Source organism: Pseudomonas sp. GL_103 (assembly GCF_057835175.1).
The window spans coordinates 4,513,690-4,530,480 of the sequence record NZ_CM174420.1; the positions used below are offsets into that span (position 1 = coordinate 4,513,690).

At 62.9% G+C, this 16,791-nt stretch carries 5 protein-coding genes; 1 reads left to right on the forward strand and 4 read right to left on the reverse strand.

The genetic code is table 11. From position 1 onward, the window contains the following. Position 1: 1 nt before the first annotated feature. The gene (locus AC3IP0_RS20185) at positions 2-13,000 is read right to left on the reverse strand and encodes a non-ribosomal peptide synthetase (protein ID WP_489316759.1); all 12,999 of its coding nucleotides are present in this window, start codon (positions 12,998-13,000) and stop codon (positions 2-4) included. A gap of 379 nt (positions 13,001-13,379) precedes the next feature. On the opposite strand from AC3IP0_RS20185, the gene AC3IP0_RS20190 reads away from it, so the two are divergent. Continuing rightward, positions 13,380-13,928, forward strand: a complete 549-nt coding sequence (locus tag AC3IP0_RS20190; protein WP_489316760.1) for an RNA polymerase factor sigma-70 — start codon at positions 13,380-13,382, stop codon at positions 13,926-13,928. A 147-nt stretch (positions 13,929-14,075) separates the two neighbouring features. On the opposite strand, the gene AC3IP0_RS20195 is transcribed toward AC3IP0_RS20190, so the two are convergent. From AC3IP0_RS20195 to AC3IP0_RS20205, 3 genes are all read right to left on the reverse strand, one after another. Next, a complete protein-coding gene (locus AC3IP0_RS20195; RefSeq protein ID WP_489316761.1) occupies positions 14,076-15,089 on the reverse strand; it encodes a GNAT family N-acetyltransferase in 1,014 nt (337 codons plus the stop codon). A 75-nt stretch (positions 15,090-15,164) separates the two neighbouring features. Beyond that, positions 15,165-15,983, reverse strand: a complete 819-nt coding sequence (locus AC3IP0_RS20200) for a substrate-binding periplasmic protein (protein WP_489316762.1) — start codon at positions 15,981-15,983, stop codon at positions 15,165-15,167. 93 nt (positions 15,984-16,076) lie between these two features. Then, on the reverse strand, positions 16,077-16,703 hold the full coding sequence (locus tag AC3IP0_RS20205; RefSeq protein ID WP_489316763.1) for a TetR/AcrR family transcriptional regulator: 627 nt from the start codon (positions 16,701-16,703) through the stop codon (positions 16,077-16,079). Between the last annotated feature and the right edge of the window lie 88 nt (positions 16,704-16,791).

Consider the following 16,791-nt stretch of genomic DNA (forward strand, 5'->3'; position numbering starts at 1 on the left):
ATCAAAACCCCTCCAACTCCGCCATCAGGTCATTCAAGCGATCCACCTTCTCCTCGGTGAGCTCGCTGGCCGCCAACCCGTCGATGTACCGGGCCAATTTTTCCACCGTGCTGCACTCGAACATTGCCCGTAGCGGCACCTCCTGTTGCAGGGTTTTCTGCACCCGCGAGGCGATTTGCGTGGCCAGCAGCGAATGCCCGCCCAACTCGAAGAAGTTGTCGCGAACGCCCACCTTCTCGACCTTCAGCACCTCGGCCCAGATGCCTGCCAGGGTCTGCTCCAGGTCATTGCGCGGCGCCTGGTAATCCTGGCTTTGCATCTGGCCGATCTCCAGCACCGGCAGGGCCTTGCGGTCCAGTTTGCCGTTGGCGTTGAGCGGCAGCTTGTCCAGCCACAGCCAGTGCAGCGGCACCATGTATTCCGGCAACTCGGCACGCAGGCGCTGCTTGATGCGCTCCAGGCGTTCAGCGGGATTGAGCGCTGAATCGACCGCCACCAGATAGCCAACCAGATGCTTGCCGTTCGCACCCTCCTGCACACCCACCGCCGCATCGCGGACTTGCGGTTGTTCATGCAGGCGAGCCTCGATTTCACCCAGTTCGATACGATAACCACGGATCTTCACCTGATGGTCGACCCGACCGACGTATTCCAGCACACCGTCACTGCGACGGCGGGCCAGGTCGCCGGTGCGATACAGGCGCTCACCCGGTGCGCCGAACGGGTTCGGCACAAACACCGGGGCAGTGCGCAGCGGATCGCTGACATAGCCGCGACCGACCCCGGTCCCCGCCACGCACAGTTCACCCACCGCGCCCAGCGGCACCAGTTCCAGCGCTCCGTCGAGCAGGTACAAACGGTTGTTGTCGGTCGGCGTGCCAATCGGCAGGTAGCTGCCGCGAGTCGACGCCATATCGACGCGGAAGAACGCCACGTCATCCGAGCATTCCGCCGGACCGTAGGCATTCACCAGCCCGATCTGCGGATAGCGCAGCAGCCATTGATGCGCCAGATCCGGCGGCATCGCCTCACCCGTCGGCAGCATCCAGCGCAAGCCGTCAAGGCTCATGCGCTCCTGGGCGAGCATGCCCTGGATCAGCGACGGCACGCTTTCCAGCACGGTGATGCCCTGGCTCTGCACATGGGCGAGCAAGCCTTGGGGATCGTGGGCGATGGTGTTCGGCACGATGTCCACCCGGGCGCCGAACAAGGGCGCGGCGAGGAACTGCCAGACCGAAATATCGAAGCTTTGCGACGCGGTTTGCGCAATCACGTCGGTGTCGCTCAGGTTCAGGTACGGCACCTTGCTCAACTGGTTGTTGAGCATGCCGCGCTGTTCGACCATCACGCCTTTGGGCAAACCGGTGGAGCCGGATGTGTAGATCACGTAGGCGAGGTTGTCCGGGCCGCTGTAGACACCAGGATTGTCCGCCGACAGCGCAAGGGCCTGGACTTCCTCCCAGACCAGCAGCCGTGGCCGGCTGACGCAGCCGAATTCGTCGAGCAAGGCCTGCGCCTGTGCATGGCACGCTTGCGTGCACACCAGCAATGGCGTGCGGCTCAGATCGATGATCCGGCTCAGACGCTGACTCGGCAAACCCGGATCCAGCGGCAGGTAACCCGCCCCCGCCTTGAAGCTGCCGATGATCATGCCCAGCAAATCGAGGCTGCGTTCGGCCAGCAAGGCTACCGGTTGATCGCGCCCGACACCGGCGGCGATCAACGCATGACCGAGGCGGTTACTGCGCTGGTTCAGCTCAAGGTAGCTGTACTGCCGATCAACACAACTGGCGGCAATCCGCTGCGGATATCGGGCGACCTGGGTTTCAAACAGTGCAACGTAGCTCTGCTCCAGCGGGTAATCCTGTTCGCTCTGGTTGCAGCCATGGATGAGGAAATCCTGCTCCTCAGCCCCCAGCAACGGCAGGTCGGCCATGTCGCCATGGAAACCTTCCACCAACGCCAGCAGCAGACGCTTGAACTCACCAAGCATGCGCTCGACCGTGGCCTCATCGAAGTAGCGCTGATCGTAGGACAGGTGCAAGCCCAGGTCATCCCCCGGATAGCACACGGCCGTGAGCGGGAAGTTGGTATGGGTCCGACCCGAATCCGAGGTCGCGTTGAGGCTCTGCGCACGGTCCAGCACCGAGACTTCCACCGGGGCGTTTTCGAACACGAACAGGCTGTCGAACAACGGCTGACCCTTGGGCAGTTCGCTTTGCTCCTGGATGTTCACCAGCGGCAGGTATTCGTATTCACGCAGTTGCATGTTGTGGTCGAGCAGACCGCTGAGCCACTGGCGCACGCTGCAACGCTGGCCGTCCTCGGGCATTTTCACCCGCAGCGCGATGCTGTTGATGAACAGGCCGACGGTGCGTTGCATCTGCGGCATGTCCACCGGACGCCCAGCCACGGTGACGCCGAACAGCACGTCGCGATCACCGCTCAAGCGCCACAGCACCAGCGCCCACGCCGCCTGGGCGAAGGTATTGATGGTCAACTGATGGGCCTGGGCCAGTTCGCGCAATTGCGCACCGTCACGGGCATCGAGCCTTGTATAACGGTCGCCGACGATCATGCCGCCGCTGTCGCCGGCATGTTCGCGCAGCAATGGCCGGTCGCTCGGGATCGGTGTGGTCCGTTCGAAACCCTGCAGGTTGGTTTTCCACCACTGCCGCGCTTCGGCCAGGCTTTGGTGTTGCAGCCAGCCAATGTAGTCGCGATAACGTGGCGGCACCGCCAACTGCGCTTCCCGGCCTTCGCCGAGGGCGCTGTAGATCTCGAAGAAATCGTTCATCAGCAGCGAACGGCACCAGGCATCGATGAGGATGTGGTGGTTGCTCATCATGAACCAGTAGCGCGCCGCGCCTACACGGATCAAACGCAAGTGGAAGGGTGCCTGGTTGAGCAGATCGAACCCGGCCTCGCGTTCGGTCTTGAGCAAGGTTTGCAGCTTCGGTTCTTGTTCGGCTTCGTCGAGATCGCGCCAGTCAAGGTATTCGATCGGCGTGTTGCCCGGTTTGTGGATCACTTGCAGCATGTCTGAGCCGACGTTCCAGCAGAACGACGCGCGCAACGCTTCGTGGCGGGCGATCACCGCTTGCCAGGCCTGGGCGAAACGCTGCGGGTCGAGTTCGCTGTTGATGCGGTAACGGTCCTGCATGTAGTACAGGCCAGTGCCCGGCTCCAGCAAGGTGTGCAGCAGCATGCCTTCCTGCATCGGGGTCAGCGGGTAGACGTCTTCGATGACGGCGGCCGGGACCGGCAGCGCATCCAGTTGCGTCTGGCTGAGATTCGCCAGCGGGAAGTCCGACGGCGTCAGGCCACCCGCGTCGTCGCGCAGGCAATGCTCGATCAGGCTGTTCAACTCGCCGAGGTAGGCATCGGCCAACTCGTTGATGGTTTGCCCATCGAAGCGTTCGGCGCTGAAAGTCCAGCGCAGCACCAGTTCACCGCCATACACCTGACCGTCGACGCTCAGCTCGTTGGGCATCGGGGCATTGGCATCGTGGGCCGCACCAATGGCTTCATCCAGCGGATGGAACAGCGCGTCCGCCCCGAAGCTCTGGTCGAACTGGCCGAGGTAGTTGAAGGTGATCGGCGCCACCGGCAACCCGGCCATGCGCTGGCGACTCTGCTCATCGGCAAGGTAGCGCAGCACGCCATAGCCCAGGCCTTTGTGCGGCACCGCACGCAATTGCTCCTTGATCGCCTTGATCGACGCGCCCTGCCCGGCGGTCTCTTCGATGTTCAACGGGGTCAGGCGCAGGGGATAGGCGCTGGTGAACCAGCCGACGGTGCGGGTCAGGTCGATGTCGTCGAACAACGCTTCGCGGCCGTGGCCTTCCAGTTGAATCAGCGCCGATGGCTGACCGCTCCAGCGGCACAGCACGCGGGCCAATGCGGTCAGCAGCAAGTCGTTGACCTGGGTGCGATAGGCACTCGGTGCCTGTTGCAGCAACTGCCGGGTACGCTCGCTGTCGAGGCGCACGCTGACGCTTTGCGCATGCCGGTTCTGCCGCCCGCCCCCCGGGTGATCGCAGGGCAGATCGACGGTGGCCCCGGCCAGTTGCGCCTGCCACCAGCCCAGTTCTTCGCGCAGGGACTCACTGCCGGCGTAGGCTTGCAGGCGTGCGGCCCAGTCCTTGAAGGCGCTGGTTTTCGCCGGCAGTTTCACCGACTGCTGCGCGTCCAGTTGGCGATACACGGTTTGCAGATCGTCCAGCAGCACGCGCCATGAAACGCCATCGACCACCAAATGGTGAATCGCGATGAACAGCCGTTGCTGATCTTCGGGACCATCGACCAGCAGCACGCGCAGTAACGGTCCTTCTTCAAGGTCGAGGCTGCGCTGGGCATCGGCGAACAAGACCGCGCATTTGTCCATGGACGAAACGCGTACCTGCCACAACACCGGCGCATCGGAAATCGACTGGTGTGTGGCCTGCCATTGGCCGGCGACCTTGCTGAAACGCAGGCGCAAGACGTCGTGCTGTTCGATCACCGCCAGCAGCGCTTGCTCCAGGCGATGGGGTTCGAGGGCGACAGTCGGTTGCAGCAACAACGCCTGGTTCCAGTGCTGGCGTTGCGGGATGTCGGTGTCGAAGAACCAGTGCTGGATCGGCGTCAGACGCGACTCGCCCATGATCAAGCCTTGCTCGGCGCTGACCAGCTCGTTGCGGGTGGCCACGGCGGCAAGGGTCTGCACGGTCTGGTGCTGGAACAGGTCGCGAGGGCTGAAGTGGATGCCCTGCTGCCGCGCCCGGCTGACCACCTGGATCGACAGGATCGAGTCGCCGCCCAGTTCGAAAAAGTTGTCTTTGAGACCGACCTGTTCGACGTTCAGCGCTTCGCACCAGATCTGCGCGAGGGTGACTTCAAGCTCGTTGCTCGGCGCTACGTAGTGTTGGCGATTCAGTTCCGGGTCCGGCGCCGGCAGCGCGCGACGATCGAGCTTGCCGTTGGTGGTCAACGGCATGCTCGCCAGCAGGATCAGGTGCGTGGGCACCATGTAGTCTGGCAGTTGCGACTTGAGATGCGCCTTGAGGGCTTCGCGCAAGACCGATTGCTGTGCTTCGTTCTGTTCGGCGACGTCCGTCACCAGATAGCCGACCAGTTGCTTGCCGTTCGGGGCATCGAGCGCCAGCACCACCGCTTCACGGATCGATTCGTGCTCCAGCAAACGGGTTTCGATCTCACCCAACTCGATACGGAAGCCGCGAATCTTCACTTGATGATCGATGCGCCCGAGGTATTCCACCTGGCCGTCGGCGCGCTGGCGCACCAGGTCGCCGGTGCGGTAGATGCGCCCGCCGCTGGCGGCAAACGGATCGGCGACAAAGCGCTCCGCGGTCATGCCCGGACGCTGGTGATAACCCTGGGCCAGACCCGCGCCACCGACGTACAACTCGCCCGTCGCGCCTTGCGGCACCAACGCCAGGTCGGCGTCGAGAATGTAGGCCACGCGGTCGCCGATCACGCTGCCGATCGGTACGCTGCCGGCGCCCTCTTCCAGTACTTCAGGGGCAAGACTGGCCAGCGGCATGACCACGGTTTCGGTCGGGCCGTAGGCGTTGAAGAACTGGCTCGGCTGGAAGGCTGCGCGAATGCGCGCCAGGTGTTCACCGGTCAGCGCTTCGCCGCCGGTGATGATCATGCGCACCGGCAGGGTTTCATTTTGCGTTGCCAGCCATTGCGCCAACTGACTACCGTAGCTTGGGGTGAATCCGAGAACGTTGATCTGATGGGTGTGGATCAATCCGCAGATTTCTTCAGCGTCCCATTGGCCCTGTGCACGCAGCACCACTTGCGCCCCGCTCAACAACGGCACCAGCAAACGCTCGGTAGCGGCGTCGAAGTTGATCGAATAGAAGTGCAGTTCGCAATCGTCCGGGCGCATGCCAAAGCGCTCGATCACCGCGCGGCAGTGCATGGCGATTTCGCCGTGGGACACCACCACGCCCTTCGGTTTACCGGTCGAGCCCGAGGTGTAGATCAGGTAGGCCTGATGCTGCGGCAGGCTGATCAACGGCAGCTCGGTGGCTGGGTAGCTGGCCAGTGCAGCGGCGTCTTCTTCAAGACACCAGCGGCCAACAGTCGCCGGCAACTCGCCGAGGGCCTTGAACATCGCCGCATCGCTGAGCAGCAAACCGATGCCGCTGTCTTCGATCATGTAATGCAAGCGGTCCAGCGGGTATTCCGGATCCAGCGGCACATAGGCGCCACCGGCCTTGAGGATCGCCAGCAGGCCGACGACCATCTCCAGCGAGCGCTCCAGTGCCAGGCCCACGCGTACCTGCGGACCGACACCGCGCTCGCGCAGCATCCACGCGAGGCGATTGGCGCGGCTGTCGAGTCCGGCGTAGCTCAGGGTCTGCCCGGCGAAGGTCAGGGCCGGAGCGTCTTGGCGCGTCAAGGCTTGCTCGGCGAACAAATGATGAATGCATTGATCCAGTCGATGCTCGCCCGGCTCGACGCCGAGGCTGTCGAGCAGGCGTTGTTGTTCGCCGCACGCCAGCAGCGGCAGCTCGCTCAAGCGTTGCTGCGGATCGGCAATCAGCGCCTCCAGCAGGTTGCGCCAATGCCCGGCCATGCGCGCAATGCGCGGCTCGTCGAACAGATCGGTGCTGTAGGTCAGGCAGCAACCCAGGCGATGATCGAGGTCGGTGACTTCCAGGTTGAGGTCAAACTTGGTCGCGCGGGCATCGTTGGCCAGGTACTCGACCGTCATGCCGGCCAGGCTGCGGCTTTGCTGGAACTCCCAGCGCTGCACGTTGCACATTACCTGGAACAACGGGTTGTAGGCCGTGCTGCGTGGCGGCTGCAGGGCTTCCACCAGATGATCGAACGGCAGGTCCTGATGGGACTGGCCTTCGATCACCGTGTGGCGCACCTGCTCGAACAACTCGCCGACAGACATCTGCCCGTCGAGCCGGCAGCGCAGCACTTGCGTATTGAGGAACGCACCGATCAGCCCTTCGCTTTCCGGACGAATGCGGTTGGCCACCGGCGCGCCGATGCGCAGATCGGTCTGGCCGCTGTAGCGGTACAGCAGCGTAGCCAGGGCGGCGGTCATGGTCATGAACAGGGTCAAGCCGTTTTGCGCGTTGAAGGCGCGGACCTTTGCCGCGAGGTCGTCGCTCAGGTCGAAACGATACAACTCACCCTGATGGCTTTGCACCGGCGGACGCGGACGGTCGGCCGGCAACTCCAGCAGCGGGTGTTCGCGGCCCAGTTGCGTGGTCCAGTAATCGAGCTGGCGCTGACGCTCACCGGACTCCAGCCACTGACGCTGCCACACGCTGTAATCCAGGTACTGCACCGGCAACGGCGCCAGCGGTGATTCACGATCATCGACGAACGCTTCGTACAGCGCGCTGAGTTCCCGGGCAAAAATGTCCATCGCCCAGCCTTCGGTGACGATGTGGTGCAGGGTCAGGACGAGGTAGTGTTCCTGTTCGGCGGTCTTGACCAGACAGGCGCGCAGCAAGGGTCCGGTTTCCAGATCGAACGGCTGGTGCGCTTCGTCGTCGGCCAGTTGCTGGACCTGCCATTCGCGGACTTCGGCATCCAGCGCGGTGAAATCCTTCCACGCCATGCGCACGCCGGTTTGCGCGTGTACTTGCTGGCGGGCGACGCCGTCGATACTCGGGAACGTGGTGCGCAGGGTTTCGTGACGCAGGATCAGGGCTTGCAGCGCCGCCTCGAAACGCGCCACATCGAGCACGCCGCGCAGCCGTGCCATGCCGCCGACGTTGTAGGCTGGGCTGTCCGGCTCCATCTGCCAGAGGAACCACATGCGCTGCTGGGAATAGGACAGCGGCACCGGCTGGCTGCGGTCGACTTTTTCAATCGGCGGCTGTTTATTGGTGCTGCCGCTGGCCTTGATAAGGCGAACCTGTTTGGCAAACGCACCGAGTTCGCTGTGTTCGAACAGCGCCCGCAGCGGCAACTCGACGTCACAGGCCTGGCGGGTGCGGGAGATGATTTGCGTGGCCAGCAGGGAGTGGCCGCCGAGGGCAAAGAAATCATCGCGCAGGCCGACTTGCGCCAGGCCCAGCACTTCGCGCCAGATACCGGCGATGCGTTGTTCCAGTCCTGTCACGGGCTCGACGTGTTCGCGCACCTGCCACTGCGGGTCCGGCAAGGCGCGGCGGTCGAGCTTGCCGCTCGGGCTGAGGGGCATTTGTTCCAGGCGCATCAGTTGCGCCGGCACCATGTATTCCGGCAGTTCGGCAGCCAATGCGCTTTTCAGGCGCGCGGTTTGCTCGGCTTCGTCCTCGGAATTGTTCGCTGCGGTGTAGTAACCGATCAACTGCGCCCCGGCCACGGTGTCGCGCACCAGCACCACGGCTTGCGCAACGCCGTCCTGAGCCAGCAGCCGCGCCTGGACTTCTTCCGGTTCAACGCGGAACCCGCGCAACTTGACCTGCTGATCGAGACGGCCGAGGTATTCGATCACGCCATCCGCCGTCCAGCGCGCCCGGTCGCCGGTGCGATACAGCCGTGCGCCCGGCTCGCCCAACGGATCGACCACGAAGCGTTCGGCGGTCAACGCCGGGCGGCCGAGGTAACCACGGGCCAGGCCAGCGCCGCTGATGCACAGCTCACCCGGCACGCCGGCCGGAACGGGATTCAGATCGCTGTCGAGCACGCGGCAGATCACATTGCCCAATGGCCGGCCAATCGGCGAACGTTCGCCATCGGCGCTGGAGCAATGCCAGTGGGTGACGTTGATCGCGGTTTCAGTCGGACCGTAGCGGTTGTGCAGTTGCACCGCCGGCAGCTGCGCCAGCACCCGGTTGCGCAGCTCCGCCGGCAAGGCTTCACCCCCGGAGAATACCCGGCGCAAGCTGGTGCATTCAGCGCTCAGCGGTTCGTCGATGAACAACGAAAGCAGCGGTGGCACGAAGTGCAACGTGGTCACGCCATACGCCTGCACCAGCTGCGCGATGCGATGCGGATCGCGGTGTTCACCGGGCGCGGCGATCAGCAAACGTGCGCCAGTGATCAGCGGCCAGAAGCACTCCCACACCGACACGTCGAAACTGATCGGCGCCTTTTGCATCAGCACATCGGTTTCGTTCAGACGATAAGTGTCCTGCATCCATTGCAGGCGCTCGGCCAGCGCGGCGTGGGTGTTGCCGACGCCTTTGGGCTGGCCGGTGGAACCGGAGGTGTAAATCACATAGGCGAGGTTGTCGCCGTGCAGGTGCAGCCCCGGCGCATGGCTTGGCCAGCTGTCCAGATGCAAGGCATCCATAGCGATCACACTGACGCCGTCAGTCTCTGGCAGGCGCTCAAGCAATCGGGTTTGCGTCAGCAGCAATTCAACACCGCTGTCGCTGAGCATGTAGGCCAGGCGTTCGGCCGGGTAATCCGGGTCCAGCGGCACGTAGGCGCCACCGGCCTTGATGATCGCCAGCAGACCGATCAGCAGTTGCGGCGAACGCTCGCAGGCGATGGCCACGCAGACGTCCGGTCCGACGCCTTTGTCGCGCAGGTAATGGGCCAGACGGTTGGCCTGGGTGTGCAGTTCGGCGAAGTCCATCTGGCCGCCGTCCCACATCAACGCCGGGCGCTCAGGTGTCAGGCGGGCTTGCTGGTTGAGCCACTCAGGCAGCCATTGGCTGGCCGCTGCGCAGGGTGCGCTGGCCCAGTCCGATTGCTGAAGGTGCTCGGCAGCCGTCAACAGTGGCAGGTCACCGATGGCGGTGTCCGCTTGCTCGCAGACAGCGCGCAGCAGGTTGCTGAAATGCTCGGCCAGGCGCTCGATGGTCGCGGCCTCGAACAATTCGCTGGCGTAGTCGAAGGACAAGGTCAGGCGACCGTTGCGGTCTTCTTCACTGTGCAGTTGCAAATCGAACTTGGCTTCGCGGCTATGCCATGGCAGCTCTTCGGCCAGCAGCCCCGGCAGGCGCTTCAAGGCGCTGAGGTCCCGTTGCTGATGGTTGAACATGACCTGGAAAAGACCCTGTTCACGGGCCTGTGGGAATGCTTCCAGCAGTTGCTCGAACGGCAGGTCCTGATGCGCTTGCGCACCCAACGCGGCCTGCCGGGTCTGCGCCAGCAGCTCAACGAATGGCAGACGCGAGTCCACCTCGGCACGCAGCACCTGGGTATTGATGAAGAAACCGATCAGGCCCTGGGTTTCCAGGCGCGGACGGTTGGCATTGGGCACGCCGATGCGAATATCTCGTTGGCCGCTGTAGCGGTGCAACAAGGTCTGGAACGCAGCCAGCAACAGCATGAAGGCGGTCGATTCATGGGCCTGGGCGGTCTGCCGAATCGCATCGCTCAGGGCCGCGCCCAGACGCACGGTGTGGCGAGCGGCGCTGTGTCGTTGTTGTGCAGAGCGTGGATGGTCGCTGGCCAGGCTCAGGGTTGGATGCTCATCACCCAAGCGGTCTTTCCAGTAGGCCAGTTGACGCTCGCCTTCCCCTTGCGCCAGCCATTGCCGCTGCCAGCTGCCGTAATCAGCGTACTGCGTCGGCAATGGCGCCAGCAGCGCTTGCTGGCCTTGGGCAGCCGCCGCATACAAGCGCGAGAACTCGTCGATCAACACATTCAGCGACCAGCCGTCAGCGATGATGTGGTGCATCGTCACCAGCAACTGATGGTCTTCGTCGTCGAGGCGAACCAGCGTCACCCACATCAACGGGCCTTTTTCCAGATCGAACTGAGTCCGCGCTTCGTCCTCGCGGATCTGCTGCGCCCGGGTCTCTCGCTCGGCGGCCGGCAGGTCGCTGATATCGATCAGTTGCAGGTTGAACCCGGCCGCCGCAACGACCTGTTGCAGCGCCACGCCGTCACGTTCGAAGAATCGCGTGCGCAGGGATTCGTGGCGCTCGATCAACTGCTGGAAACTGGCGCGCAAGGCGTCCTCATCCAGCTCGCCGCGCAGGCGCAAGGCACCGGGAATATTGTAGGCGCTGCTGTGCGGGTCGAGTTGCCAGGTGATCCACAGGCGGTTTTGTGCCAGCGATTGCGGCATCGGTTGCTGGCGCGACAGCGCAGTGATCGCGCCCTGGGCCAGGCCACCGTCCTGTTGCTGGAGGGCTACGACATCGGTGAATACGCCAAGGGTCGGCGCTTCGAACAGCAGGCGCAGGTTCAACTCCAGACCGAGCTCTTCACGCAGGCGCGCCACCACTTGCGTCGCCGCGATGGAGTTGCCGCCGAGCAAGAAGAAATGATCATCGGCGCTCACCTGCCCCACCTGCAACTGCTCACACCAGATCCGGCCGATCAGGCTTTGCAGCTCGGAGCCCGACTCGATCCGGCCTGCACTTTCGGTGGCGGCCGACGGGAACATCGCGTAGCTGTCGAGACTGCCATCCGCCAGGCGACTGCGGCATGCCGAGCGTTGCAATTTGCCGCTGGAGGTCTTGGGCAGCGCGCCCGGATTGAGCAGCAGCACCACGCTCGGTGCTTGCTGATACGCCTCGGCAACGGCCTGGCGAATGGCTTTGATCAAGGATTCGGGCGGCAGGATTTTCTGCACGCTGCGGCTGATTTCGGCAGCGATGCCGATACCTTCCTGACCATCAACCGTAACGGCAAAGGCGGCAACCCGGCCTTTGCGCACCACTTCCACTTCGCGCTCGACGGTCTGCTCGATGTCCTGCGGGTACAGGTTGTGCCCGCGCACGATCAGCATGTCCTTCAGGCGCCCGGTGATGAACAGCTCGCTGTTGCGCAGGAAGCCCAGGTCCCCGGTACGCAACCAGGTCTGGCCGGCGTGCCGGACGAAGGTCTTGGCCGACGCCTCGGGGTTGCGCCAGTAGCCTGAGGCGATGCTTGGCCCGCTGGCCCAGACTTCGCCGACGACGTTGTCGGCCTGTTCGTTGAGCGAGACTGGGTCGATGATCAGCACCGAGTGCGCCGGTTGGCTGAGACCGCAACTCATGATCGGGCTGCCCTCGCCCGCTTCGACACGGTTCTGCGCCAGGGCCTGATCATCCACCCGCAGGTTGCCGATGCCTTGGCCGCGCGCTGTGCCGGCCACGAACAAGGTGGCTTCGGCCAGACCGTAGGAGGCCATGAAACTGTCCGCGGTGAAGCCGCAGGTCGCGAACTTCCCGGCGAAACGCTCCAGGGTGTCGAGGCGAATCGGTTCGGAACCGGAATACGCCACGCGCCAGCCACTCAGGTCGAGCCGTTCCAGGGCTGACTCACTGACCCGCTCGCTGCACAAGCGATAGGCAAAATCCGGCCCGCCGCTGATGGTGCCGCCGTATTCGCTGATCGCCTCCAGCCAGCGCAACGGCCGGCCGAGGAAGTACGCCGGTGACATCAACACGCAAGGCACGCCGCTGAAAATCGGCTGCAGCAGGCCGCCGATCAGGCCCATGTCGTGGTACAGCGGCAGCCAGCTGACGATGACGTCGTCAGGGTTCAGGTCAATGCCGAAACCGTGGCGAATCAGCAGTTCGTTGGCCACCAGATTGCCGTGGCTGACTTGCACGCCTTTGGGCAGCGAGGTGGAGCCGGAGGTGTATTGCAGGAAGGCGATGTGATCGTCCTGCAAGTCCACCGCGGCCCAGCGCTCGGCCAGTGCACCGTCGAGAATATCGACACACAGCAGCGGCGGCGCCCCTTCGATTTGCTGCAACCCATCGCGCAGCCCGGCGCTGGTCAGCAGCAAGCGCGGCTGGGCATCGCCGATGATCGACAGCAGGCGTTCCTGGTGATGACGGCGTGCCGACTCCGGCGGGTAGGCCGGCACTGCGATCACCCCGGCATACAGGCAACCGAAGAACGCCGCGACATAATCCGGGCCGCTGGGGAACAGCAACACCGCGCGGTCGCCGACATCCGTTTGGGCCTGCAATGCACCGGCAATCGTCCGCGCCCGCAGGTCCAGTTCGCGATAGCTGAGCACCACTGCCTGATCCGGGGTCTCGGCGAGAAAGCGCAGGGCCACCCGATCCGGCGTCAGGGCCGCACGGCGCTGAAGGGCTTGGACCATTGTGCTGGGGAGTTCGAACGCGTCGGTCATGAGGTTTCCTGCCTGAATTCGGCTGTAGGAGCGAGCTTGCTCGCGAAAAAAAGGAGAACGCCGCGGAGTGTCAGGCGCCCATCGCCATCGTTGACGAGCATCGCGAGCGAGCTCGCGCCTACAGGGTTATGAGGATTGCGCTGTTCCATTCACCAATGAGAACGGATGACGTCTGGAAATAATTAATCGCCAGCCTGGAACACAAAGCGGTCTGAAGTGGGTCAGCGTGTCGCAGTTCTCACTCTTTACCCTTGCAGCGCATTAGTTCTTTTTCTCATTTGACAATCATTATCATTAAGCCTAATTTGTCGCTCGATGTGTAGGACGGCCCCCCGATTTTTCGCCGTCCCACTAACCTTTTGGCAGCAGGGTGATTTCCATGATGGAACCAGTATCCACAAGCAGGTGCGATACACCGCTACTTCAGGCATTCGTCGACAATCGACTGATTCTGGTGAAGATCGCAGCCCGAATTACCGGTTGCCGCTCACGTGCCGAAGATGTTGTGCAGGATGCTTTCTTCCGGCTGCAATCGGCCCCGCCCATCACCAGTTCGATCAAGGCTCAGCTCAGCTACCTGTTCCAGATCGTGCGCAACCTGGCGATCGACCACTACCGCAAGCAGGCGCTGGAACAGAAGTATTCCGGTCCTGAAGAGGAAGGGCTGAATGTGGTGATCCAGGGTGCGTCACCGGAAACGTCGCACATCAATTTCTCGACGCTGGAGCACATTGCCGATGCGTTGACCGAGTTGCCGAGCCGCACCCGCTACGCCTTCGAGATGTATCGCCTGCACGGCGTACCGCAAAAAGACATCGCCAAGGAACTCGGCGTCTCGCCGACCCTGGTGAACTTCATGATCCGTGATGCGCTGGTGCACTGCCGCAAAGTCTCGGGCAACCGTGGCGATATGGCTGCTCGCCACTAAGTTCTGAAATCTGCATCGCGCCCATCGCGAGCAAGCTCGCTCCCACATTTGCCCTGTGTTCGCAGGCCCCTGTGGGAGCGAGCTTGCTCCGGGCGGCGTTCCGACGATAGCGGACTCAAGGTCAATACAGAGCTTGAGCCTTACCTATCAAGCCAGTCTGCACCGGTCAAAAAACCGCTCCCGCCCCAACACCATCAGAGCCGCGCGCTTGTGCGGGAAGTCGAACTCTTTCTCGCAGTGAAAGCGCTGCTCCTGCATGTACCCGATCATCTTCGCGTTATCGGCACGCGGCTCGGCCACCACGCGCCGGGTGCGCGGATCATCGAGAAACAGGTAATGCACCAGCGCCGATAACCAGCTCGCCACCTTGTGCGGACCTCGATGGTTTTCTTCGCCCACCAGCATGTGAATGCCACGGTCGTAATCGCCGGCCTCATAGAACGGTGCAATGCGATCTTCCTTGGCCCAGTAGGCCTCGAAATAAGCGAAGGGCTGATCGTCGAAACAACCGATCAGCGTCAGCGTGTGCGGGTCGGCTTCGAGTTTTCTCAGGTATTGGCGATGCTGTTCGAGGCTGCCCTCCTCCTGCCAGAAGCTCGCGACACGCGGGTTGTTCTGCCAGCGGTTGAAGCGTGCCAGGTCTTGCTCGATGTCCAGCGTGCGCAGGGAAACCCGGGCGCCCAGCCGCGCATCGAAGCGTCGATACACTTCACCACGAGGCTTGACCGGCCGCCGTGGATGACGCTTGCCGTCGGTGATGAGCATTTGCTGTGGGTAGCTGCCGGCCAGAGAATGCCCCAGCCACGGCAGCGGCAACTGCCAGAACACGGTGCGCTCGCAGTGATACTGGCCGCTGACGGGAGTCGGAATCAGCAGACCGCTGGATACGGCTTCGTCCGGCACGTCTTGCAGTTGCCAGATCAGACGCTGACAGTCGGGGGCTCGAGCGAACAACCAGTAACAGGCCGCCCACAGTGCCTGCCCTTCAGGGCGACTGAAACGCTCCTCCGGCTGCACGTGCAACTCGGGGCCACGACTGAGCCGCAGGGCAGGCAACGGTTGCCCCTCCAGGCTGAGGCTCAGGCGGCAATCGGTTTCATCAGCGGCAAGACGACTGCCTGTCGGCAGACACAAGGCAGTCAGGTCATTCAGATTGGGCATGGGTCGGGCTCACGATATTCGTCGACAGTTCAACGAAGTGACGTGAGCCAGGGTGGGAAATTTAGCAAAAGACCGTCAATTGGCGACTTGTGGTTCCGGTGCTTTGCGCGGAACCGGCACCAGCGCAATCTTGTACGGTTCGAAAATCCTCAGCATCTGGCCGTTGTCCCGCAAGCCTTGCAACAACTTGCCGAAGGCCTCGCCGCTGATGGGCGCGGTCGGACGCAGAATGGCGTAGTGGTGATAGATCTGGTCGACGCGCCGGGACACCAGCAACTCGTCGGCGACTTTTTCATTGCGCAGGAAGTAATCGCTCAGGTAAGAGCGCGTGACCAGGGCAATGTCGGCCCGGTCGCGTAATACCATCAGCAGATTGCTGTCATGGGAATAGGTCAGCGAGGCGTTGTAGTTTTTCGCGAGGTACTGGGGGTCAGCATTGAAGTTGGCGAACTCGTAGTGATAGCCGCTGAACAGTGCCAAGCGCTTACCGCTCAGGTCGGCAAAATAGCTTTGCTGTCGATCGGGCAGGCGTTGCGCGACAAAAATCTCGGCGTCCTCCAGCCCCATGTCGACGGCTGTGTGGGGGATCTCTTCCCAACCCCAGGCTGGATTTTCGAAAATGGCCATGTCGACCCGGCCCTGCTTGAAGTCACCGAAGCGCCGGGGAATGGAAGTGGGCACCAGGACAAACTGGTAGTCAGTTTGCGATGCGTTCAGGGCCTCGACCAGTTGCGGCAGCAACCCGGTATCGGCCCCGGATTCCGGGCGCACGGTGTAGGGCGGAAAGTGCGCGGCACCAATGCGTACCAGTTGCGCAGCCTGGGACGACATCATCGTTGACGCCGCAAGCATCGCCAGCAAAAGCTGCGAGGCTGTCCGAATTGACGAATCCATCAAAACGCCCCCACTCCCCAATAAAACGATACCAATGCATTCAAGCTAGGCGGTTTTGTCCAGTTAGCCAGTTTAATGCTGGCCAACACAAGTTTATTGCCGGTCTTCCAGCACCAGAATCAACGCCTCATCGGCCAACTGATCGAGACTCATGCTGCCGCCGGCGCGAAACCAGGTGGTGGTCCAGGACAATGCGCCGGTCAGGAAGCGGCGGGTGATGAACACATCTCCGCGGATAAACCCGGCGGTCTTGGCTTCGCCCAGTACTTGCAACCAGATGTCTTCGTAGATGTCCCGCAGCGCCAGGACCTTGGCCTGGCCCTCTTCGGACAGCGAGCGCCATTCGTAGACCAGCACGGCCATGGCCTCGCCGCTGCCGCCCATGATCGACTGCAACTCACACCGGATCAGCGCCAGCACCTGCTCGCGCACACTGCCGGCCTCGCCGATGGCCGCACGCATCAACGCGGTGTTGTAGCGAATGGTTTCTTCCATCACGGCGCGCAGGATTTCGTCCTTGCTCTTGAAGTGATGAAAAATGCTTCCGGACTGAATGCCCACGGCGCCGGCCAGGTCGCGCACGGTCGTGCGTTCATAGCCTTTATTGCGGAACAGGTGGGCCGCCACTTGCAGCAGCTTGCCACGGGCGCTGTCCGGGTCGGTCAGTTGGCCGTCGTCGACCAATTGGCGCATCACCCTCAGGGCTTTTTGCTCGTCCACCCGTTCTCTCCTACAGTCGTTCAATCAATAACGCCGATCCCCCCGAAAACAGCGGGGTTGCGCGGGCAATTTAAGCGCATGGATGCAA

What these genes read in the sequence shown, in the direction of transcription:
- AC3IP0_RS20185 (WP_489316759.1), bottom strand. Translation starts at nt 13,000, where the DNA reads ATGACCGACGCGTTCGAACTCCCCAGCACAATGGTCCAAGCCCTTCAG.
- AC3IP0_RS20200 (WP_489316762.1), bottom strand. Translation starts at nt 15,983, where the DNA reads ATGGATTCGTCAATTCGGACAGCCTCGCAGCTTTTGCTGGCGATGCTT.
- AC3IP0_RS20195 (WP_489316761.1), bottom strand. Translation starts at nt 15,089, where the DNA reads ATGCCCAATCTGAATGACCTGACTGCCTTGTGTCTGCCGACAGGCAGT.
- AC3IP0_RS20190 (WP_489316760.1), top strand. Translation starts at nt 13,380, where the DNA reads ATGATGGAACCAGTATCCACAAGCAGGTGCGATACACCGCTACTTCAG.